This window comes from Campylobacter ureolyticus ACS-301-V-Sch3b (assembly GCF_000413435.1).
Taxonomy (GTDB): Bacteria; Campylobacterota; Campylobacteria; order Campylobacterales; family Campylobacteraceae; genus Campylobacter_B; species Campylobacter_B ureolyticus_A.
Map to the genome: position 1 here is coordinate 718383 of NZ_KE340326.1, position 22057 is coordinate 740439.

22 protein-coding genes and 1 pseudogene are annotated in these 22057 nt (G+C 27.5%); all 23 read left to right on the forward strand.

Going from position 1 to position 22057, the window contains the following annotated elements; translation table 11 throughout:
* The first annotated feature begins 2 nt into the window (after positions 1 to 2).
* Entirely contained in the window at positions 3 to 824 is an 822-nt protein-coding gene (gene fabI / locus HMPREF9309_RS03670; RefSeq protein WP_016646577.1) for an enoyl-ACP reductase FabI, read from the forward strand.
* Positions 825 to 833: 9 nt separating this feature from the next.
* Positions 834 to 1688 carry a 3'-5' exonuclease gene (locus HMPREF9309_RS03675; protein ID WP_016646578.1) on the forward strand — a complete coding sequence of 285 codons (855 nt, stop codon included), beginning with the start codon at positions 834 to 836 and terminating at the stop codon, positions 1686 to 1688.
* Complete coding sequence (locus HMPREF9309_RS03680; RefSeq protein ID WP_016646579.1) at positions 1678 to 2478, forward strand: DNA ligase; 801 nt, start codon at positions 1678 to 1680, stop codon at positions 2476 to 2478. The genes HMPREF9309_RS03675 and HMPREF9309_RS03680 overlap by 11 nt, the downstream gene beginning before the upstream one ends.
* Positions 2479 to 2512: 34 nt before the next feature.
* On the forward strand, positions 2513 to 3526 hold the full coding sequence (galE, locus tag HMPREF9309_RS03685) for a UDP-glucose 4-epimerase GalE (protein WP_016646580.1): 1014 nt from the start codon (positions 2513 to 2515) through the stop codon (positions 3524 to 3526).
* Positions 3527 to 3530: 4 nt separating this feature from the next.
* Positions 3531 to 3971, forward strand: a complete 441-nt coding sequence (locus HMPREF9309_RS03690; protein WP_016646581.1) for an ecotin family protein — start codon at positions 3531 to 3533, stop codon at positions 3969 to 3971.
* A gap of 17 nt (positions 3972 to 3988) precedes the next feature.
* Positions 3989 to 5485: a lipopolysaccharide biosynthesis protein gene (locus HMPREF9309_RS03695; protein WP_016646582.1), complete on the forward strand. Its 1497-nt coding sequence runs from the start codon at positions 3989 to 3991 to the stop codon at positions 5483 to 5485.
* Positions 5482 to 6762: a Coenzyme F420 hydrogenase/dehydrogenase, beta subunit C-terminal domain gene (locus HMPREF9309_RS03700; protein WP_016646583.1), complete on the forward strand. Its 1281-nt coding sequence runs from the start codon at positions 5482 to 5484 to the stop codon at positions 6760 to 6762. Before HMPREF9309_RS03695 ends, HMPREF9309_RS03700 begins: the two co-directional genes overlap by 4 nt.
* Complete coding sequence (locus HMPREF9309_RS03705) at positions 6759 to 7838, forward strand: polysaccharide pyruvyl transferase family protein (RefSeq protein ID WP_016646584.1); 1080 nt, start codon at positions 6759 to 6761, stop codon at positions 7836 to 7838. The genes HMPREF9309_RS03700 and HMPREF9309_RS03705 overlap by 4 nt, the downstream gene beginning before the upstream one ends.
* Entirely contained in the window at positions 7828 to 8856 is a 1029-nt protein-coding gene (locus tag HMPREF9309_RS03710; protein WP_016646585.1) for a glycosyltransferase family 2 protein, read from the forward strand. Before HMPREF9309_RS03705 ends, HMPREF9309_RS03710 begins: the two co-directional genes overlap by 11 nt.
* Entirely contained in the window at positions 8849 to 9730 is an 882-nt protein-coding gene (locus HMPREF9309_RS03715) for a choline kinase family protein (RefSeq protein WP_016646586.1), read from the forward strand. Before HMPREF9309_RS03710 ends, HMPREF9309_RS03715 begins: the two co-directional genes overlap by 8 nt.
* Positions 9727 to 10599 carry a DMT family transporter gene (locus tag HMPREF9309_RS03720; protein WP_016646587.1) on the forward strand — a complete coding sequence of 291 codons (873 nt, stop codon included), beginning with the start codon at positions 9727 to 9729 and terminating at the stop codon, positions 10597 to 10599. The genes HMPREF9309_RS03715 and HMPREF9309_RS03720 overlap by 4 nt, the downstream gene beginning before the upstream one ends.
* Positions 10600 to 10602: 3 nt before the next feature.
* The gene (locus tag HMPREF9309_RS03725; RefSeq protein WP_016646588.1) at positions 10603 to 11310 is read left to right on the forward strand and encodes an NTP transferase domain-containing protein; all 708 of its coding nucleotides are present in this window, start codon (positions 10603 to 10605) and stop codon (positions 11308 to 11310) included.
* Complete coding sequence (locus tag HMPREF9309_RS03730; RefSeq protein WP_016646589.1) at positions 11288 to 12109, forward strand: LicD family protein; 822 nt, start codon at positions 11288 to 11290, stop codon at positions 12107 to 12109. Before HMPREF9309_RS03725 ends, HMPREF9309_RS03730 begins: the two co-directional genes overlap by 23 nt.
* A gap of 1 nt (position 12110) precedes the next feature.
* A complete protein-coding gene (locus HMPREF9309_RS03735) occupies positions 12111 to 13178 on the forward strand; it encodes a glycosyltransferase (RefSeq protein WP_016646590.1) in 1068 nt (355 codons plus the stop codon).
* On the forward strand, positions 13175 to 14140 hold the full coding sequence (locus HMPREF9309_RS03740; RefSeq protein WP_016646591.1) for a glycosyltransferase family 2 protein: 966 nt from the start codon (positions 13175 to 13177) through the stop codon (positions 14138 to 14140). The genes HMPREF9309_RS03735 and HMPREF9309_RS03740 overlap by 4 nt, the downstream gene beginning before the upstream one ends.
* On the forward strand, positions 14141 to 16225 hold the full coding sequence (locus tag HMPREF9309_RS03745) for an STT3 domain-containing protein (protein WP_016646592.1): 2085 nt from the start codon (positions 14141 to 14143) through the stop codon (positions 16223 to 16225).
* Positions 16226 to 16234: 9 nt separating this feature from the next.
* Positions 16235 to 17350 carry a glycosyltransferase family 4 protein gene (locus HMPREF9309_RS03750; RefSeq protein WP_016646593.1) on the forward strand — a complete coding sequence of 372 codons (1116 nt, stop codon included), beginning with the start codon at positions 16235 to 16237 and terminating at the stop codon, positions 17348 to 17350.
* A complete protein-coding gene (gene pglC, locus HMPREF9309_RS03755; protein ID WP_016646594.1) occupies positions 17343 to 17948 on the forward strand; it encodes an undecaprenyl phosphate N,N'-diacetylbacillosamine 1-phosphate transferase in 606 nt (201 codons plus the stop codon). The genes HMPREF9309_RS03750 and pglC overlap by 8 nt, the downstream gene beginning before the upstream one ends.
* Positions 17935 to 18516 (forward strand): annotated as a pseudogene (locus HMPREF9309_RS09135) (acetyltransferase); the annotation flags it as partial. The gene pglC and the pseudogene HMPREF9309_RS09135, both read left to right, overlap by 14 nt.
* 21 nt (positions 18517 to 18537) lie before the next feature.
* A complete protein-coding gene (locus tag HMPREF9309_RS09260) occupies positions 18538 to 18888 on the forward strand; it encodes a DUF6578 domain-containing protein (RefSeq protein WP_331270858.1) in 351 nt (116 codons plus the stop codon).
* Between the two features lie 26 nt (positions 18889 to 18914).
* Complete coding sequence (locus HMPREF9309_RS03765) at positions 18915 to 19124, forward strand: alkylphosphonate utilization protein (protein ID WP_016646596.1); 210 nt, start codon at positions 18915 to 18917, stop codon at positions 19122 to 19124.
* A 42-nt stretch (positions 19125 to 19166) separates the two neighbouring features.
* Positions 19167 to 20273 carry a UDP-N-acetylbacillosamine transaminase gene (gene pglE, locus HMPREF9309_RS03770; protein ID WP_016646597.1) on the forward strand — a complete coding sequence of 369 codons (1107 nt, stop codon included), beginning with the start codon at positions 19167 to 19169 and terminating at the stop codon, positions 20271 to 20273.
* Positions 20266 to 22056 (forward strand): UDP-N-acetylglucosamine 4,6-dehydratase (configuration-retaining), encoded by a 1791-nt coding sequence (gene pglF / locus HMPREF9309_RS03775; RefSeq protein WP_016646598.1) that lies wholly within the window; start codon positions 20266 to 20268, stop codon positions 22054 to 22056. Before pglE ends, pglF begins: the two co-directional genes overlap by 8 nt.
* The last annotated feature ends 1 nt before the right edge of the window (position 22057 follow it).

Below are 22057 nucleotides of genomic sequence, written 5' to 3' on the forward strand. Positions count from 1 at the left end.
AGATGATTTTAAAAAGGAAAAAAGGTTTAATAGTTGGAGTTGCAAATCAAAAATCAATTGCTTATGGTATCGCAAAAGCTTGTAGAGATATGGGGGCAGATTTAGCTTTTACATATTTAAATGATGCACTTTTAAAAAGAGTTGAGCCAATAGCAAATGAGCTTGGCAGTGATAAAATTTATAAGCTTGATGCAAATAGTGATGAAGATTTAATAAATTTAAAAAATAGCTTAGAAAAAGATTTTGGAAAAATTGATTTTGTTCTTCACGCAGTTGCTTTTGCTCCAAAAGAGGCATTAGAGGGTGAGTTTGTAAATACTTCAAGAGAAGCGTTTAATGTTACTATGCAAACAAGTGTTTATTCGCTTTTAGCTTTAACAAATGCAGTTTTACCACTCATAAATGAAGGTGGAAGTATTTTAACTTTAACATATTTAGGTGGTCCTAAGTTTGTGCCACATTACAATGTTATGGGCGTTGCAAAAGCTGCACTTGAAAGTAGTGTGAGGTATTTAGCTCATGATTTAGGAAGTAAAAATATAAGAGTAAATGCAATTTCTGCAGGCCCTATAAAAACTCTTGCAGCGAGTGGAATAGGGGATTTTAGAATGATTTTAAAATGGAATGAGATAAATGCTCCACTTAAAAGAAATGTAACAATTGAAGATGTTGGCAAAAGTGGAATGTATCTTTTAAGTGACCTTGCTTCAGCAGTAACTGGAGAAATTCACTATGTTGATTGTGGTTATAATATCCTTGGAATGGGCGATATAGCCAAAGATGAAGAGGGAAAAACAATTTTAGCATGGGATAAGGATAAGTAAGGATATTTTATGAAAGAAAGCTTATGTGTATTTGACTGTGAGACAATTCCTTGTGTTGAAAGTCTTAAAAAAGCTTTTCCAAGCGAGTATGAAAGCATTTTAAAAAACTATGAAAATAATGCGGATGAAAATAAGATAAATTATGAGTTTTCAAATCTTATACAAAATTTGCGTCTTGAAAAAACAGGAAGTAGTTTTTTGCCAGTAAATTTTCATAAAATTGTTGCAATTAGTGTTGTTTTTGCCGATGAATACGGAAATTTTGTAAGAGTTGCACAAATTCCAGGAAATGAAAAAGAGATGATTAAAAATTTCTTTATGATAATGGAAAAAAATATGCGACTAATTAGCTTTAATGGGCGTGGGTTTGACTTACCGATGATGATGATAAGAGCAATGCGTTATAATTTAAGCATTCCAGCTTATTTTGAGATTGAAAATAAAGAATTAAATAAAAGCAAATGGGATGGGAATTATAAAAGCAGATATGATGGCAAATTTCATCTTGATTTAATGGACCATATAAGCGAATTTGGCTCAGTTAGAGGACTAAATTTAAACTCGCTTTGCCTTAGTTTAAATTTACCTGGTAAATTTGACACTCACGGCGATGAAGTTATGGAGCTTTTTTATAACGATGAGCTTGAAAAAATTCAAATTTATTGCCAAAGTGATGTTTTAAATACATATTTGCTTTTTTTAAAATATGAGCTTTTAAAAGGAAATATAAATTTAGAAGATTATGCAAGTTCTATCTTAGAAACAAAAGAATATTTAAGCTCTGAAAAACAAGGCATTAACTACACGCCTGTTTTTACAAAATGCATTGATGAAGAGATAAAAAGGTGCGAAAGTGAAATTTAAATGGCTTTTGGTCTGCTTAATCTTTGCAAATTTAAATGCTGTGATGCTTTTAAGCGAGTATAAGGACGAGAATTTAAGCGGCTGGTTTATGAGTGAAAAACTTGATGGCGTTCGTGCCACATGGGATGGTAAAAATTTAATTTCAAGAAAAGGAAATAAATTTGCCGCTCCTAAGTTTTTTACAAAGGATTTTCCTAAAACCAAGCTTGATGGAGAGCTTTATACAAAAAGAGATGATTTTGAAAACATTGCTTCAATTACTTCAAAACTAACTCCAAGCGATGAGTGGAAAGAGCTTAAATTTTATATTTTTGATATGCCTGAATATAGAGAAAATTTCAGCATAAAATATGAAAAAATGAAAGAAATTTCTAAAAATTCTAAATTTATTGAGGTGATTTCACAAACTAGAGTTAAAAACAATGATGAAGTTTTTAAGTTTTTAGATGAGGTTGTTGCTGGTGGTGGAGAGGGCGTTGTTGTGCGTGATCCAAATTTGATTTATGAAAACAAAAGAAGCACTAAAATTTTAAAAATTAAAAAATTTAAAGATGCAGAGTGTGAAGTGGTAAAAATAAATCCTGGAAAAGGCAAATTTGAAGGATTAATGGGTTCGATTGATTGCAAAATGCCAAATTCAAAAGTTTTTAAAATTGGAAGTGGCTTTAAAGAAAGTGATCGAAAAAATCCACCAAAAATAGGGCAAATTATTACTTATAAATACCAAAATTTAACTACAAATGAAGTGCCAAGATTTCCAGTATTTTTAAGAATCAGAGATGAAATTTAACAAATTTAATGTAAAATAACAAAAAGGATAAAAAATGAAAATTCTAATTACCGGTGGTGCTGGATATATCGGCTCACATGTTACAAAACAGCTAATTGAAAGCAAAAATTATGAAATAGTTGTAATAGATAATTTTTGCAAGGGGTCGAATTTAGCTATACAGACTTTAAAAGATGTTGCGAAAAAAAATGAGGTAAAATTTGAGTTTATAAATTTAAGCCTAGAAAATATAAATGAGCTTGAAGATGTTTTTAAAGAGCATAAATTTGAAGCTATTATTCACTTTGCGGCATTTATAGAGGTTTTTGAAAGTACTCAAAAGCCACTTAAATACTACCGAAATAACTCAGCAAATGCTTTAAATTTAATAACTTTATGTGCTAAATATAATGTTAATAAATTTATTTTTAGCTCAACAGCTGCTGTTTATGGAGAGCCTAAAGACGGAATAGTAAAAGAGGTAACTCCTTTGAATCCAATAAATCCTTATGGTAGAAGCAAGATCGTTACAGAGTGGATTTTAAAAGACTATGCGTTGTCAAATCCAAATTTTAAATATGGAATTTTAAGATATTTTAATGTTGCAGGTGCAAGCAATGATGGACTTTTAGGGCAAAATTATCCAAACGCAACACATCTAATAAAAGTAGCAACCCAAACAATACTCGGAAAAAGAGAAAAAATGAGTATTTTTGGTGAGGATTATGAAACAGAGGATGGAAGTTGCATAAGAGACTATATTCATATCGAAGATTTAGCTGCTGCACATTTATCGGTTTTAAAATACCTAAATGATGGTGGAAAAAGTGAGATTTTTAATGTTGGATATGGCAAAGGATATAGCGTAAAAGAAGTTGTTAAAAAAGCCAAAGAAGTTAGTGGGGTTGACTTTAAAGCTGAAGTTAGTGGAAGAAGAGATGGCGATCCTGCAAGACTTGTGGCGGATTCAACAAAGCTTAGAAGCTTAACAAACTGGAAACCAAAAAATGATGATTTAGGCTTAATTATAAGCTCAGCTTTAAAGTGGGAAAAGAAAATAAAAGGCTAAAAAAATGAGATTTATTTTAGGATTTTTAATCATGACAAGTACAATATTTGGTTTTGATACTAGCATTTTTCCAAAGACTGAAAATGGAGAAAAGCAAGTTATTTTAACACTTAAGTCTTTAGAAAATGAAGATGAGTATTTAGTAAAAGTGTTTTTTGGAAAAGAGATGATGTTAGATTGCAACGCTCACTCTTTTATGGGGCTTAATTTAGAAAAAAAAATACTTCAAGGCTATGGATATGAGTATTTTAAACTTAGTGGAAGTGATGAGATAGCCTCAACTATGATGCTTTGCAGCGAGCCAAAAAAGCTTAGTTTTTTAAGCTTTGATCCAAATTTGATAGTTCGTTATAACTCAAATTATCCACTTGTATTTTATGTGCCGATAGATTTTAGTGTAAAATATGAAGTATTTAAAAAAGTAGAAAGTAAAATACTTAATTAATTCTAGGTGATTAAAAATTGCAAAGAAAACAAGGTGCTATTTTAACGTATATAAATATTTTTATAAGCACCGTTGTGATGATTTTTTACACACCTTTTGTTATTAAAATGCTTGGGCAAAGCGAATTTGGACTTTATTCGCTTGCTTTAAGCATAATGGGTTACATTGCTATATTTGATTTTGGTTTAGGAAATGCGATTATTGTTTTTACTTCTAAATTTTTGATAAAAAACCAAACAAATAAGCAAAAAATACTATATTCAACTGTTTTTAGTTTTTATATTTTTATGAGTTTTTTAGTTGTTGTTTTTGGTGTTGTTTTTTTGAATAATATTGATATTATTTTTAAAAATTCCTTTGATGCTTATGAGATAAAAACTTTAAAAAATATCATTTTACTTCTTATATTTAATATGGCTTTTTTACTTCCTTGCAGCATTTTTTCATCTATATTAAATGCTTATGAAAAATTTATATTTATGAAAAAAATGGGAATTTTAAGATCGCTATTAACACCTGTTATCATTGCTTTTGTGCTATTTGCTGGTTTTAAATCAACACAAATAATAATCTCAATAACAATTTTAAATATATTATATACTTTTTTTATAATACTTTATTATAGAAAAAATATTGGTATAAAAATAGATATTTTTAATTTTAAATTCAAAGCTTTAAAAATAATTTTGAGCTATTCTGTTTTTGTTTTTATTGCAGCTATTGTTGATCAGATTAATTGGAATTTTGGACAGCTTATAGTAGGGTCTGCTCTTGGTGCCAAAGAAGTTGGTATTTTTGCCATATCTATACTTTTTAATGGTATGTTTATAATGCTTTCAACTGCAATTAGCAGTGTTTTTTTACCAAAAATTTCTCAAATGGTTTCAAGTGGCGTAAGCAATGACATTTTAACTGATGAGATGATAAAGATAGGAAGACTTCAAGGGTATATTATTTTTTGTATGCTTTTTGGATTTATTTTATTTGGTAAAAAATTTATTGAAATTTGGGCTGGTAAAGAGTATCAAGATGCCTATTATTTAACCGTTATTATAATGATTCCTCTTGCTATTCCTCTTGTGCAGAATTTAGGTATTAGTATTTTACAAGCTAAAAATAAGTATGCATTTAGATCTTTATCTGCTTTAGTAGGTGCTATTTTAAGCATTATCTCTTCTATTTATTTTGTAAAAATATATGGTTATTATGGTGTTGCTTTTAGTATTTGTATGTCTTTTTTAATGGTAAATGGAGTTATTGTTAATTGGTATTATAAAAAAATTGGTCTAAATATTTTTAAATTTTGGAAAAATATATTTTATAATTTTTTTCCACAGCTCGTTTTATTTATTTTATTTAATCTATTTTTTAAATTTATGGATGAAAAGTTATTTTTCATAAGTATGATATTTTTTATTATTTTATACACTTTAATAAGTTATTTTATATCTATGAATGAATATGAAAAAAGTCTAATAAGGTCTTTAGTTGTAAAAAATAAAGGCAATATATGAAACCAAATATTATAGAACTCGTAGTAAAAGAAAATAGATGCATAGGTTGTGGAGCTTGTGTTTCGATATGTCCTGTAAATGTTTTATCTATGGATTTCAATAGTAGTGGTTTATATGAACCAAAAGAAATTTCAGGATGTTTAAAAAAGTGTTCGTTGTGTTTAAAAGTGTGTCCTTTTTACGAAAAAGAACAGTATGAGGACATTTTATCAAAAGAGTTATTTTATGAATCAGAATATAAGCAACACATTGGATATTTTATAAACACATACGAGTTTTCAAAATTAAATTTAAAAGAAAAACTCTGCTCGGCAAGTGGTGGAGCGGGAAATTATTTGCTTAAAAAACTTTTAGAGCTTGATTTAGTTGATGAAATTTTAACAGTTAAGCCAAATGATGATCCAAATAAACTATTTAAATTTAATGTTTTTAAGAATGAAGATGAGATAGATGAAAGTAGAGGTTCAGTTTATTACCCAGTCTCTATGGATGAGGTTTTAGAATACGTTTTAAAAAACGATAAAAGATACGCAATAACAGCACTTCCATGTTTTGCAAAAGCCATAAGACTTTTTCAAAAAAACAATCATAAAGCTAAAAATAGAATAAAATTTATAGTAGGCTTGGTTTGCGGTCAAATGAAGAGTAAAGATTTTGCACAGCAAATTGCAGATGAGACTTTTAAAAATAAAACTTTGATTAAAAGTGTAAATTTTAGAAAAAAGATTCCACATAAAACAGCGTATGGGTTTGCTTTTGAGTTTGAAGATATAAATGGCGATTTAGCGATTGATTATAGGGATAAATCAGCTTTTAAGTATTGGACAAGTAGGGCTTTTACGCCACTTGCTTGTAATAACTGCATAGATGTTTTTGCAAAATGTGCGGATGTAACTTTAATGGATGCTTGGCTTGATGAAAAGATAAAAGATTATTCAGGACACTCTTTGCTAATTGTGAGAAATAAAATTTTTGATGAAATTTTAAAAAATGTTGATAAAAATGATGTTTTTTATAAAAAAATAGATCCAAATTTAGTGGTAAAATCACAAAACGGTGCTATAAATGAAAAAAATAGCTTTTATTTTTATGATAAACAAAATATTTTAAATAAAAAAATAGTAAGAATAAAAAAAGATATTCAAAAACAAAGTTTAAAAGATAAAAAAATGGATGAAATAAAGCTTAAAAAATTAAAAAAACAGATAAAATTAAAAGCAAGAAAAGATACCATTATTTATCTTTTTAAAAAGCATATTTTAAGGAAAACAGTTTGAAAATAGCAGTTTTTACACTTCCGCTTTTAAATAATTACGGTGGAATTTTGCAAGCTTTTGCTTTAGTGAAATTTTTAAATGAGTGTGGATTTAGTGCGAAGTTATTAAATTTAGAGCCAAATGAGAGCAGATTTAGTCTTAATTATTTAAAATTTTTAATAGCAAAAATTATATATTATAAAAAATATAAAAATGTGGTTTTTAAAAAGAAACAATATAAAAAATTTGAAAGGTTTATTTTAGAAAACATACCTTTAACATCAAAAATAAATAGCGCTAAGCAATTAAATAAAGTCTTTAAAAGATATAAATTTGATGCTTGTATAGTAGGAAGCGATCAGGTTTTTAGACCAGAATATTTTTGGCTTTATAAAGATAGTTTTTCATTGGGGTTTTTAAATGACAATGTTATAAAGCTTTCATACGCTGCTTCTTTTGGAGGAGCAAAATATAGTGGCTATAAAGAGGAATTTCATGCAAAGAATTTTAAAAAATTTAGAGCCATTTCTGTTAGAGAAAAAAGTGGCATAAAGGTATGTAAAGAAACTTTTGGAGTTGATGCAACTTGGGTTTTAGATCCAACTATGATGCTTGAAATAGATGAGTACAAAAAACTTTTTAAATATATAAAAACATCAAATTCAAAAGGTAAGGTTTTTGCCTATGTATTAGACAAAAGTTTAGAAAAACAAACACTTATCACTGATTTTGCAAAAGATAAGAACTTAGAAATTTATGAGATAAATGATGGAAATTTATCCAGTGATATTATATCTATTAAAGAGTGGCTAAAAAGCATTTATGAAGCAGATACCGTAATAACAGATTCTTTTCATGGATGTGTTTTTTCGATTTTGTTTAATAAACCATTTTATACTTTCATAAATAAAGAAAGAGGGGCTGATAGATTTTATTCTTTATTTGAAATGTTTGATTTATTTGATAGAATTATAGATTATAATAATTTTAGTCAAAAAAATATAAATTATAAAAAAGTTAATGAAATTATTAAAGAGCAAAGAGAGCTTTCTAAGAATTTTTTGATATCAAATTTAAAGGTTGATAATGCAAAATAATCCTTTAATTTCTATAGTAGTTCCAGTCTATAATGTAGAAAAATATCTTAAAAAATGCATCCAAAGCATTGTAGATCAAACTTATAAAAATTTAGAAATTATCTTAGTTGATGATGGCAGTAGTGATAACTCAGGTAAAATTTGTGATGAGTTTGCCCAAAAAGATAACCGTATAAAAGTTATTCATAAAACAAATGGCGGTCAAGCAGATGCTAGAAACAAAGCCTTGGATATTATGAATGGAGAGTGGGTGAGTTTTGTTGATAGTGATGATTTTGTAAGTCCTTACTATATAGAAAATTTGCACTATTTAGTAAACAAATATGATGTAGATATAGCTATAACTTCATTTGTTAGATTTTTTAATGAAAATACCAAATTATCATCAAGTAAAATATCAAATCAAGAAGTGTTACTTCATAATCCAGATGAAGCCGTAAAAAATATGCTTTATGGAAAGTACTACTCTGTAAGCCCATGGTCAAAAATATATAAAAAAGATTTATTTTACAATAACAGATTTACAAAAGGTAAAATTTATGAAGATTTTGAATTGATGCCAATTATCACTAGTCAATCAAAAAAAGTGGCATTTTGTAATGTGGTAGATTATTTTTATTATTGTAGGCAAAATTCAACAACAAAGTCAGGTTTTTCTAAGAAAAATATGCAAGGATATGAGGCTTTAGATAGTCTAGATAGATACTTTTGTAATAATTTATCTATAAAAAATGTTTTAAAAGATATTAAAGCTCTATCGCCTTTGACAGATTTACCTAAAATAAAGATTTCTTCAGATAATGAAAGGATTTTGTTTAATGAAGTAAGTAAAAATATAAATAATAAAAGATTATTTGTTTTACTTTTTAATAAAAATATAAATTTAAAATTAAAGATAAAAATTATATTTTTTATCTGTTTTGGTTGTCATGCTTATGCCAAATTTGAAAGAATGCGTTTAAAAAGACGCATCAACAAAATGATCAATAATGAAAAAAATGGTGCAGTATATGAATAGTGTTAAAATAGAGCAAAAATTCAAAGAGATTTTTACAGATTGCAAAGTTAATAAAATTATTTTTATCGGAGGAATGACCAATAAAAACTATCTTGTTGTTTGCGACAATGATAAATTTGTTTTTAGAATTCCTGGAAAAAATGCAAATAGCATAATAAATAGAATAAATGAAAAAAACAATCAAATTTTAAGTTTTAAGAGTGGGTTTAATGTAGAAACAGTTTATTTTAATGACAAATCAGGAATAAAAATAACTAAATTTTTAGAAGAGGCAAAAACTTTAAGTCCACAAACCGCAAGAGAGTATATAAAAGAAATTGGTAAAGATATTAAAAACATCCATAGCTCAAACATGCTATTTACAAATCATTTTGATGCATTTAAAGAGATGGATAAATATCTATCTTTGCTTTCTAGTGAGTATAAAAATCATAAATTTTTAAAAGATGGACTTATTTTATTTGAAAAGTTAAAAAACAAATTAATTGAAATAAATATGGATTTATACAATAAAAGCTTTATTTATACTCCAACTCATGGGGATATAGTGCCTGAAAATATTTTAGCTATAAAAAATCCTGATAATAGTATAAAAAAACTCTATTTTATAGACTGGGAATACTCAGGTTTAAATGATCCTATTTGGGATGTTGCTTTTATATCAGTTGAGAGCAATTTTAACAAACAAGAAGATGAAAAGCTTATAAAAAGCTATGGTTTAAAAAATGATGAAGTTATCAAGATTGATATTTTTAAAAGCATTCAAGATATTTTATGGTCTGTATGGGGACTTGCAAAAATGAGCGCGGGAGAAGATTTGACATCATATGTTGATAATAGGTTTAAACAAGCCTTTGATAGGAAAATATTTTGAGTGGATTTTTATTAGGTCTTTTTAGTGGTATATTTTGGAGTATAGATACAGTATTATTATCTTATTCAACTTTACTTATCTTACTTACAGCTTTTATACATGATGGTTTTGGATTTTTATTATTATCCATAAAATCATCTTTTTCAAAAACTTCAAATTTTAAAAACATAGTTAAAAGTGATAGTTTTAAAATAGTAATTTTTGCTGGTCTTATTGGCGGACCTATTGGAATGGGTTCATATATCATTGCTATATCTTTGATAGGACCAGCTTTAGCTACTTGCATTAGTATAACTTATCCAGTAATTGCAGCACTATTAGCAAGGTTTTTATTAAAAGAAAAGTTAAATTTAATAGGCAAGATAGGTCTTTTTATAGCTATTGTTTCTACAATTTTACTTTATTCTTTAAATATTAAATTTAATATTAGTATATTAGGATTTGTTTTTGCACTTATAACAGCTCTTTCTTGGGGAAGTGAATGTGTTATTATAAAAAAAGCTTTTATTAAAGATAGCTCACTTAGTGAATTTTCTGCACTTTGTATAAGGCAAGGTATTAGTTTTACTACATATTGTTTTATAGCCTTTATCTATTTTTTATATACAGATTTTAACACTAGCTTTCAAGCCAAAGATTTTAATATAGTTTTTTTAGCTTCTATTTTTGGAACTATCTCATACTTGTTTTATTATGCCGCAATAAAAAAAATAGGTGTGCTTAAAGCTATGGGATTAAATATATCATACTCTGCTTGGACTGTTTTAATAATGTTTTTTATAAGTGGACAATTTATGCTAACAACTTTTATACTTGCTTTATTTATAATAACAGGAAGTATGCTTACAAATATAAATAATAAAGGATAGCTAGTGAGTAATGCAATAATAATGGCAGCTGGTCTTGGATCAAGATTAAAAGAGTATACAAAAACTACACATAAATCTCTTTTTTTAGTTGATAATGTACCAAATTTAGAAAGAACTATAAGATATTTAAATGAAATAGGCATAGATGAAATACATATAGTTATAGGTTATTTAAGTGAGCAATTTTTATATTTAAAAGATAAGTATAAAAATATAAATTTAATCTTTAATTCAGATTTTGCAACTAAAAATAATGCTTATTCTTTTAAATTGGCAATAGATTATTTTTCAGATAGTTTTATTATAGATGCTGATGTTGTATTGTTAAAAAATATATTTAGTTTAGAAACCAGATCTACATACTACACAACATTAAGAAGAAAAACACAAAAAGCTGAATGGATTGTTTGCGCAGATGAAAAAGATAGAGTTTTTGATATAAAAATATGCACAGATGAAAAGCCAAGCTTACTTGGGATTAGCTATTTTACAAAAGAAGATGCAAAGATAATAAAAGATGAGATATATAATTTAGATGATGATTATTTTTTAGATTCTAAGCTATATTATGATAATGTTATTGCTAAATTAATAGATAAAATATCTATATACTCTAAGTTTATAGATCCAAATTATGTATGCGAATTAGATGATATAAAAGATATAGATGAATTAAAGGAAAAGCTAAATGGAAAATTTAGTAGAAATTAGCCTTGATGAGGCAAAAGAAAAAATGCTTGAAATGATGTGCTATATAGATAAAGTTTGTAGAGAAAACAATATAAAGTATTCTTTAGCTTATGGCACATTAATAGGAGCTATTAGGCATAAAGGATTTATTCCATGGGATGATGACATGGATATAATGCTAACAAGAGACAATTACGACAAGCTCATAGAAATCATTAAAAAAGATGATAAGTATGATTTATTGGATTTTGATAGTGGCTTTATCTTAAATTTTTCCAAAATTTGCTATAAGAATACTTTGGCTATAGAAAAAGACAAATATCGCTTAAAGTGCAATTTGTTTGGTGTGTTTGTTGATATTTTTCCCATTGATAATTTGCCAGAAAAAGAGCCAAAAAGACATTTAAGAAAAATATCTTTAATACAACATTTGCTTATATATAGAAATTTTAATATGATTTTATCACCAGGAAGCTTTTTGAAAAAAATAGCTAAATTTTCTTTGTTTTTTCCGTTATTTTGCATTTCAAGAGTGTTTTTTACAAAAAAATATCTAATAAGAATTTTAAAAGAAACAATATTAAAATATAAAAATATAACTACAAAAAAATGTGGTATTTTCTCAGATGGGCTAAAGGAGATTTATGATAAGAATGATTTTAAAAACTATATTGATGTGAGCTTTGAAAATTTTAAACTAATGGCTGTTCAAAACTATGATACTATTTTAAGAATTTATTATGGTGATTATATGAAATTGCCACCAGAAGAAAAAAGGATTAACACGCATACTTATAAATACTATGAAAGCAGGGTATAAAATGGAAAAAACTACAATAATATTTTTCATAGGTCTTATGAATGGTGGAGGAGTGGAGAAGATAATATTAAGCTATTGTGAAAACCTAGATAAAAATAAGTTTAATTTTATATTTGTAACCAGTAAAAGCTCTATGCAAATACCATACGATAAGATTAAATATTTAAATGCAAAGCTAGTATTAACACCTGATTATTATAAAGATAAATTATCTTATATAAAAACTGTTTTTAAAATTTTAAAAGAAAATAAAAATGGCATTTTTCATTGTAATTATTTATCCCCACTTCCATATTTTATAGCCAAACTTGTTGGTATAAAAACCATAATAGCTCATTCTCATGCCTATCAGACTAAAGTAGATTTTAAGCATAGAATAAGAAGGTTTTTAGTTTGTAGTTTTGCTAACACATACTTTGCATGTGGTAAAAATACTGGAAAATATGTTTTTAAAAATAGAAAATTTACAATAATTCATAACGCCATAAATTTAAATGATTTTGTTTTTGATGAGAATTTCAAAAAGCATTTTTTTGAAAAAAACAATCTTTTTAATAAAAAAATTATAGGACATATTGGTAGATTTTCAAAAGAGAAAAATCATAAATTTATAATCGATGTATTTAAAAAGGTTTTAGAAAAAGATCATAACTTTTATCTTTTGTTAGCAGGAGATGGCGAGCTTTTTGACGAGATTAAAAACTATTCTAATGATGTTGGTGTTTGTGATAATATTATTTTTCTAGGAAACATTGATAATGTAAATAAAATTTATAGTTTATTTGACATTTTTATTTTGCCAAGCCTATTTGAAGGTTTTCCTATAGTATTAGTAGAGGCTCAAGCTAATGGATTAAAATGCTTAGTTTCGGACAGGGTTTCAAAAGAGATCAAATTTATAGATAATTGTAGTTTTTTAACTATTGAAAATATTGATTTATGGGTAAATGAAATTTTAAATTCCAACTTTCTTAGAGAAAAAAATAGTTTAAAAATTTTAGCAGAAAAAGGATTTGATATAAAAACAGAAGCCAAAAAATTAGAAAAAATTTATGAAAGTTTTAAATGATTTGCTTAATCTCAGTTATAGTTCCAGTTTATAATGTAGAAAAATATCTTAAAAAAAGTATTCAAAGTATTATAAAGCAAACTTATGAAAATTTAGAAATTATCTTAGTTGATGATGGAAGTAGTGATAACTCAGGTAAAATTTGTGATGAATTTGCCCAAAAAGATAACCGTATAAAAGTTATTCATAAAACAAATGGCGGACTTAGTGATGCAAGAAATGCAGGACTTGATGTAATGAGTGGGGAATGGGTAAGTTTTGTTGATAGTGATGATTTTGTAAGTCCTTACTATATAGAGAATTTATTAAATTTGTCTTTAAGAACCAACTCTGATATATCAATTACAAGCTTTAAATATGTTTTTGGAAATAACGAGGATGAAATTTCGGCAAAAATAGATGAAAATGACAGTGTTTTAACTCATGAAAAAGATGAGTTTTTATCACAAATTTTTTATAGTAAGCTTTATGATATTGGCGCAACTAGAAAACTTTTTAAAAAAGAGCTTTTTAATGGTTTGCGCTTTCCAAAAGGCGAAATTTCAGAAGATTTAGCAACTATTCCATATATTTTTAAAAATGCAAAGAAAGTAGTATTTTGTGATAAAAAAGATTATTTTTATCTTTTAAGAAGTGATTCTATTTCAAGAACTAATGTTTTTAGCCAAAAAAATCTTTTCATGTTTAAGGCTTTAAATGATTTAAAATCTAATTTTATAAATGATAAAAAAACTTTACGTGCTATAAATTTTTATGAAAATTTAGTAAATTTAGCAGCAGCAGTTCGATTTGGTGATGATTATAAACCATATAAAAAACCTCTTAAATTTAAAGATTTCATAGAAACTTTATTTAATAAAAATGTAAAATTTACTCATAAAATTTACTTTTTGCTTTATTTTTGTTTTGGTTATAAAATTTGTGCTAGAATTTGGAAATTTTACAATAATTTAAGGAAATAAATGACTAAATTTGACTTTAATAATAAAACTTGGGTTAGTACTTTTATAATAATAGCTTTTTTATTTGGTGTTGTTTGTAGGCTTTATTGGGTTTGGTGGGCTGGTGAGTTTAGCGAGATGAAATTTGATGATATTGTTATGATAAATACCAACGATGGATATGCTTTTGCAGAAGGAGCAAGGGATATAATAGCAGGTTTTCATCAACCAAATGATTTAAGTTATGTAGATCACTCAATGTCTAAATTTACAGCTTTTGTAGCAAAAATTTTACCATTTGAGTTTGAAAGTGTGATTTTATATATGAGCGTAGTTTTAAGCTCACTTTTAGTAATTCCACTACTTCTTATATCAAAAGAGTTTAAAGCCATCCCCACAGGAATAATTGCTTCTTTTACAAGCGTTATTGCAAACTCATATTATAACCGCACCATGGCAGGATATTATGATACTGATATGCTAAATATCGTTCTTCCTTGCTTTGTGCTTTGGGGGCTTATAAGAGCATCATTAAAAGAAAAACCTTGTATAATAGCTCCTTTGTTTGTCTTAATTAGCCTTTGGTGGTATCCATCATCTTTTACTCTAAATTTGGCTTTATTTGGGACATTTTTTCTTTATACATTAGTTTTTCAAAGAAAGGTTTTAGCAAATTATCAAAATCTTATTTTATATTTAGTCGCACTTATAAATATAGCTATTTTTATAAAATTTATAGCCATTTTAGCACTTTATTTTATATTTAAAAAAGGACTTAGTTTTAAAAAATCAGCCATTATTGGTGGAGTAGTTTTTGCAATATTTGCTATTTTAGGAGGATTAAACTCTGTATTTTTTAACCTTCAGTTTTATATTTTAAGAGATTTATCAGAGATAAAAACCACAAATTATATATTTTTTAATGTTAATCAAACTATCCAAGAATCAGGCATTATTGATTATGATTATTTTATGGATAGGATTAGTTCAGAAGCGGCGTTATTTTTTTTATCAGTTTTAGGATATGTTTTATTGTGTTTTAAAAATAGAGCATTTTTACTCTCACTTCCAATTTTAGGACTTGGTTTTTTAGCCTTAAAAGCTGGTCTTAGATTTACTATTTATGCAGTACCTATTATGGGGCTAGGGCTAGGATATTTTCTTTATTTTATTGTAAAAAGTTTTAAATTTAAGGATGGCTTGAATATTATAATCTCATTTATTTTGGCAATCCTTTGCTCTATTCCTGCAATTTTACATATTAAAGAGTATAAAAGCCCAACAGTGTTTTTTGCTCCAGAGGTTGAGGTTTTAAACAATCTTAAAAATATTGCCAATAGAGAGGATTATGCACTTGCTTGGTGGGATTATGGCTATCCGATTCGCTATTATAGTGATGTTAAAACTCTAATTGATGGTGGAAAACATCTTGGAAATCAAAATTTTCCAGTAAGCTTTGCCCTTTTTAAAGATGAGGTAAGTTCTGCAAATATGGCAAGACTTATTGTAGAATACACAGAAAAACAATATAAAGAAAAATTCCCAAACATACTAGATCAAATTTTAAAAGACTATAATCTTAAAGATGCTGATGATTTACTTCTAAGTCTTAGTTTTAGGGACTTTACTTTGCCTAAAAAAACAAGGGATGTTTATTATTATCTGCCAAAAAGAATGTCAAATATTTTTGATACTGTTGTTTTATTTTCAAATTTGGATTTAAAAACTGGCAAGAGTAAAAATAAACCATTTTTTAATACCTCTTATGCTGTTTCAGGCTCTGCAGATGGAATTTTACTAAATAATGGCATTGTTTTATCGCCTGATTTAAAAACTCTAAAATTAGCAGATCAAAGCTTTAATATAAAAACTTTTTATGAAGTTGAAAACAAAGATGGCAAATTTAGTAAAAATGTTACTCACTTAAATAAAGATGGATTTTTAAGCTTAATTTTAGTAAAAAATGATGGAACTTTTATAATATTAGATGATGAAGCGCTAAAATCGAGCTATGTTCAGCTTTTTTATTTAGAAAATTATGATGAAAAGCTTTTTGAACCAGTTATTTTAACGCCACTTGCAAAAGTTTATAAATTAAAAATTTAAGGAAAAGTAGTGAAAATTGGTTTTTTATCTCATTCTGATTTAAGCATAGCTTTATTTCGTGCTCCTATAATGAGAGCTTTAAAAGATCTTGGACATGAAGTTTATGCTATTTATCCAAAAGGAATTATGGATGAAGTTATAAAATCAGAGTTTAGGGCTATAAATTATGAAATTGATAAGGCTAGCTTAAATCCATTTAAAATAGCAAAAAACTCACGAGATTTAGCACAAATTTTAAAAAACTTAAATTTAGACATGCTTCAAACTTCAGCTCATAAATCAAATGTTTTTGGAACTTATGCAGCAAAAAAAGCCGGGATTAGAGTTATTATAAATTTAATCGAAGGACTTGGAAGCTTTTATGTTGATAATAACTTTAAATCACGCTTTGTGCGTTTTACTATGGAAAGACTTTATAAAAAAAGTTTAAATTTGAGTAATGCATGTATATTTGTAAATGAGGCTGATCCAAGCTACTTTTTAGATAAAAATTTAATTTTAAAACAAAAAACCTTCATAGTAAAAAGCGTTGGAATTGATTCTTTAAAATTTGATCCACAAAAAGTAAAAGCTTATGATTATAAAAGTGATAAAAAAATAGTTTTAATGATAGGGCGAGCTTTGTGGCATAAAGGCATAAGAGAATTTTATGAAGCAGCACAGCTTTTAAAAAACAGAAATGATCTTAAATTTGTCTTTGTGGGAGATACTTATGAGGGAAATAAAAGTAGTGCCGATAAAAAATTTTTGGAAAATAAAAATGTAAGTTGGATAAAATGGAGTGATGAGATTGCCCAGCTTTTAAAAGGAGCTTATATGTTTGTTTTGCCAAGCTATAAAGAGGGTTTTCCAAGAACTGTTTTAGAAGCTATGAGCATGCAAAAACCTTGTGTTGTAAACAATGTAACAGGGTGCAATGAAGCTATAAAAGATGGCTTTAATGGTCTTTTATGCGAGCCAAAAAACTCTAGTGATTTAGCCAAAAAAATTGAAATTTTGGCAAATAATGAAAAAATGGCATATGAATTTGGTAAAAACGCACGAGATGAAGTTTTGCAAAAATACGATGAAAAGATTGTTGTTAAAAAATATTTAGAAATTTATAGGAAATTTATTGATGTATAGAGCGTTTTTTAAGCGGTTTTTTGACATTTTAGGAAGTTTAATTTTAATAATTATAACTTTACCTATCATGATAATCTTATATTTTTTAATCAAAAATAAAATTTCAAAAGAGCCAATTTTTAAGCAAATTCGCCCAGGGCTTAATGAAAAACTTTTTAAAATTTACAAATTTAAAACGATGAGTGATGAAAAAGATGAAAATGGAAATTTGCTTAGTGATGAACTTAGGCTTGGCAAATTTGGAGCCAAAATACGCTCAACTAGTCTTGATGAGCTTCCTCAACTTTTCAATGTCTTAAAAGGAGATATGAGTTTCATAGGTCCAAGGCCTTTGCTTGAAAAATATTTAACTCTTTATTCTCCAAAACAAAGGCTTCGTCACAGCGTTCGCCCAGGAATTACTGGCTTAGCGCAAGTTAATGGCAGAAATGAGATTTCTTGGAAAAACAAATTTCGTTACGATAGTTTTTATGCATCAAATTTAAACTTTTTGCTTGATCTAAAAATACTGTTTTTAACTATAAAAAAAGTTATAAAAAAAGAGGGCATTTCGAAAAAAGGTATGGCTACTGCGGAGGAATTTAATGGTTCAAACTAAAAGTATTTATATCTATGGAAGCGGTGGTCATGGAAAAGTTGTAGGCGAAATTGCTAGATTAAACGGATATGAAAATATAATTTTTTTAGATGATAAAAAAGGGCTTAAATTTAGTAAAAATTTAGCCAAATTTGATATTATAATCGCAGTTGGAGATAACAAAATTAGAGCAAAATTACAAGAAAAAGTACTTAATTTAGGCTTTAATGTAGTTAGTTTAATTCACCCAAAAGCAGTTATTTCAAAAAGTGCTGTTATAAACCAAGGCGTAGTTGTAATGGCTGGAGCTATAATAAATCCAGATGCAATAATAAAAGATGGAGTCATTATAAATTCAGCTGCTGTTATAGAGCATGAATGCGTGATTAAAAAATTTGCACACATTAGTCCAAATTCAGCACTAGCTGGTGGCGTAGTGGTTGGGGAGTTTTGCCATTTGGGCATTGGAAGTTCTGTAATTCAAAATATTAAAATTGGTAAAAACTCAGTAGTAGGCGCAGGTGCAGTTGTGATAAACAATGTCCCAGCAAATAGCGTTGTTGTTGGAGTTCCAGCAAAAGTAATAAAAAATTTGAAACTAAAAAGTCTTTTGGATAAAAAAAGTATTTTTATCTATTATGAGTCTTGGGAGTTTGATTGCTGTGGAAAATCTTTTAGTGTCAGAGATAAGATTGACTGGAGTGTAGATTTAGATGTCGAGTTAAAAATAGATAAGTTTAACATAGAGTTATATTACGATGGGCATTGTAGAGCAATTAATCCATACAGCCTAGTTGGAGTTGTAAAAAGTATAAACAAACTTTACAAGGATGACAATGGTAATAGGCTTGTAAAATGTTGTATTAATACAAATCGTTTTGAAGAAAATTATAAAGATTATAGATTTTTTGGCTATATTGTAGAGATTGAAAATTTTACATTAAAAGAATGTAAAGAATAATATAAATTAATAACAAAGGAGAAAAAATGGCAGTTGTTGATGTAAATGGAGTTGAGCTTCAAAGTGGAGATAACATAGTTGTTATTAAGGATTTAAAACTAAAAGGTTCTAAAAATAGTGTTAAGCAAGGTACTAAAGCAAAAATTCGCTTAACAAAAAATGAAAATGAGGTTGAGTGCAAACTTGATAAGCTTGGAACTGTTGTTTTAAAAACAGAATTTATAAGAAAAGCTTAATGTTTTTGAAGTAAAATAACAGTTTTATTTTAAGGAAAATTTATGGCAAGAGTGTTTTTAAGCCCACCTAATATGGGCAAAAATGAGCAGAAATATGTAGAAGAAGTTTTTAAAAGCAATTATATTGCTCCACTTGGAGAATTTGTTGATAGATTTGAAAAAAGTATTTGCAATTTTACAGGTGTAAAATCAGCACTTGCACTAAGTTCTGGTACAGCAGGACTTCATCTAGCATTAAAAAGCCTTGGCATAAAAGATGGTGATTTGGTACTTGGATCAACTTTTACTTTTATGGCGTCTTTAAATCCGATATTTTATGAAAGATGCAAACCTTTGCTCATTGATAGTGATGAAAGTTGGAATTTAAGCCGAGAACTTTTAAAAAAAGCTATTAAAAAAGCTCCTAAAAAGCCTGTTGCTTTAATTGTAACCCATCTTTATGGTCAAGCTGCAAAAATGGATGAAATTTTAGAAATTTGTTTTGAAAATAATATTAAAGTTATTGAAGATGCTGCTGAAGCACTTGGTGGAACATATAAAAATAAAGCTCTTGGAACACTTGGAAATGTTGGAGTTTATAGTTTTAATGGAAATAAAATAATAACTTGCGGTGGTGGTGGCATGCTTGTTTCAAATGATGAAGATATAGTTAAAAATGCTAGATTTTTAAGCACTCAAGCAAGAGAGCCATTTTTACACTATGAGCACAAAACTTATGGATATAATTATCGATTAAGCAATGTTTTAGGAGCTATTGGTGTTGGGCAAATGGAAGTCTTAGAAAAAAGGGTAGATAAAAAAAGAGAAATTTTTGAAAAATATAAGCATAATTTATCAAATTTAGACATTGAATTTATGCCAGAAATTCCAAATTCCAAAGGCAATAGATGGCTTACAACCTTAGTTTTTAAAGAAAAAAACACTCATTTAAAAGTTATAGATAAATTAAATAAATTTGATATTGAGAGCAGACCTTTATGGAAGCCTATGCACTTACAACCAGTATTTCAAGGAGCTTTAAGTGTTATTGATGGTACTAGTGAGGATCTGTTTGAAAGAGGGATTTGTCTTCCAAGTGGAACTGATATGAGTGATAATACAATAGATAAAATTTGCGAAATTGTAAAAAGCGTTATAAAAAATGACTAATTTCTTAAAACCAACTAAGTTAAAAAGATTTTTATTTTTTTTAATAGCTGATTTTTTTATCTCAGTTTTTTCAACTATTTGGGCATTTTATCTTCGTTTTAGTGGAGATATGCCTGAAGCTTTTCAAAAAGGACTTTTATTAAGTTGCATTTTCTTGGCTATTTTTAAGATATTTTATCTATGGAGCTTTAAAATTTATCTTGTTCCATGGCGATTTTTTGGACTTTATGAAGCTAAAAAAATATTCTTAGCTCATTTTTTGGCAGCTTTATCATTTTTTATCCTATTTTTATTGCTTGATGATGTTTTTAATCCTTTTCCAAGAAGTGTTATCATAATCGATGCAGCGATATCATATATTTTAATAAGCGGATTTAGAATTATAAAAAGGATGCTTTTGGATAGTTCTAAAAAATCTCATCAAAACGAACCTTGTGTTGTAATTGGCGCTACAAAAAAAGCAGTTCACATTATACAAGGTATAAAAGAAGGATATATAAATTATTACGCAGTTGGTGTTTACGATGAGAGAAAAGAGCTTGTTGGCACATCTTTTGAAAGCTTTAGCGTAAAGGATAAATCAAAACTTAAAGATGACATTAAAAAACAAGATATAAAAACTGCAATCATTGCTTTAAGGCTTGAACAAGATGAGCTTAATAAACTTCATAACGAGCTTATAAGCTTTGGCATAAGAGATGTTAAAGTTTTTTCACTGCTTGAAAAAGAGAGCATTAGAGATATTTCTATTGAGGATTTGCTTGCTAGAAAACCAAAAGATTTAAATGATGATATTGTAAAAAAATTTATGCTTGATAAAGTAGTTTTGGTAACAGGTGCTGGTGGAACGATAGGAAGTGAAATTTGCAAACAGTGTTTGAAATTTGGTGTAAAGCGTATTATTATGCTTGATCACAGCGAATTTAATCTTTATAAAATAAATGAAATTACCAAAAGTAACAAAAAAAATGTTTTAAAACTTTTAAGTGTTGTTAATTTAAAAGATATTGAAGACGAAGTTTTTAAAGAGTTTGATATTGATATTGTTATTCACGCGGCAGCCTATAAGCATGTGCCTCTTTGTGAGTTTAACATAAAATCAGCCATTAAAAATAATATTCTTGGCACAAAAAATATGATAGATTTAAGTAATAAATATAATGTCAAGCGATTTGTTTTAATTTCAACAGATAAAGCTGTTCGTCCAACAAGTATAATGGGCACAACAAAGCGAATTTGTGAGCTTTATGCGCTAAATCAAAACTCAAAAACCGAATTTGTTGCAGTAAGATTTGGTAATGTTTTAGGAAGCAGTGGAAGTGTAATACCAAAATTTAAAGAACAAATTAAAAATGGTGAGAATTTAACTGTAACTCATCCTGATATAGTAAGATATTTTATGCTTGTAAGTGAGGCCTGTCAGCTTGTACTTCAAGCCGCAAGTATTGCAAAAGGTGGTGAACTTTTTGTTTTAGATATGGGAAAACAGGTTAAAATAGCTGATCTTGCCAAAAAGATGCTTGAACTTGCAAACAGAACTGATTTAAAGGTTGTATTTACAGGTCTAAGACCTGGTGAAAAGCTTTATGAAGAGCTTTTAATTAATGAAAATGACAAGCAGACCAAATTTGAATCTATTTTTGTAACAAAATCTCAAAAATATGATTTAAATTTGTTGAATTCACAAATTAATGAACTTTTAAATTTAGATGAAAAAGATATGGAGTCTAAGCTTTGTGAAATAGTTCCTGAGTTTTCTCACGCACTTAATAAAAAGGATTAAT

Bases quoted from the DNA above. Each gene is read 5' to 3' on its own strand.
- HMPREF9309_RS03715 (WP_016646586.1), top strand. From the start codon at position 8,849: ATGAATAGTGTTAAAATAGAGCAAAAATTCAAAGAGATTTTTACAGAT.
- HMPREF9309_RS03765 (WP_016646596.1), top strand. From the start codon at position 18,915: ATGGCAGTTGTTGATGTAAATGGAGTTGAGCTTCAAAGTGGAGATAAC.
- pglF (WP_016646598.1), top strand. From the start codon at position 20,266: ATGACTAATTTCTTAAAACCAACTAAGTTAAAAAGATTTTTATTTTTT.
- fabI (WP_016646577.1), top strand. From the start codon at position 3: ATGATTTTAAAAAGGAAAAAAGGTTTAATAGTTGGAGTTGCAAATCAA.
- HMPREF9309_RS03740 (WP_016646591.1), top strand. From the start codon at position 13,175: ATGATTTGCTTAATCTCAGTTATAGTTCCAGTTTATAATGTAGAAAAA.
- HMPREF9309_RS03690 (WP_016646581.1), top strand. From the start codon at position 3,531: ATGAGATTTATTTTAGGATTTTTAATCATGACAAGTACAATATTTGGT.
- galE (WP_016646580.1), top strand. From the start codon at position 2,513: ATGAAAATTCTAATTACCGGTGGTGCTGGATATATCGGCTCACATGTT.
- HMPREF9309_RS03735 (WP_016646590.1), top strand. From the start codon at position 12,111: ATGGAAAAAACTACAATAATATTTTTCATAGGTCTTATGAATGGTGGA.
- pglC (WP_016646594.1), top strand. From the start codon at position 17,343: ATGTATAGAGCGTTTTTTAAGCGGTTTTTTGACATTTTAGGAAGTTTA.
- HMPREF9309_RS03700 (WP_016646583.1), top strand. From the start codon at position 5,482: ATGAAACCAAATATTATAGAACTCGTAGTAAAAGAAAATAGATGCATA.
- HMPREF9309_RS03675 (WP_016646578.1), top strand. From the start codon at position 834: ATGAAAGAAAGCTTATGTGTATTTGACTGTGAGACAATTCCTTGTGTT.
- HMPREF9309_RS03745 (WP_016646592.1), top strand. From the start codon at position 14,141: ATGACTAAATTTGACTTTAATAATAAAACTTGGGTTAGTACTTTTATA.
- HMPREF9309_RS03730 (WP_016646589.1), top strand. From the start codon at position 11,288: ATGGAAAATTTAGTAGAAATTAGCCTTGATGAGGCAAAAGAAAAAATG.
- HMPREF9309_RS03710 (WP_016646585.1), top strand. From the start codon at position 7,828: ATGCAAAATAATCCTTTAATTTCTATAGTAGTTCCAGTCTATAATGTA.
- pglE (WP_016646597.1), top strand. From the start codon at position 19,167: ATGGCAAGAGTGTTTTTAAGCCCACCTAATATGGGCAAAAATGAGCAG.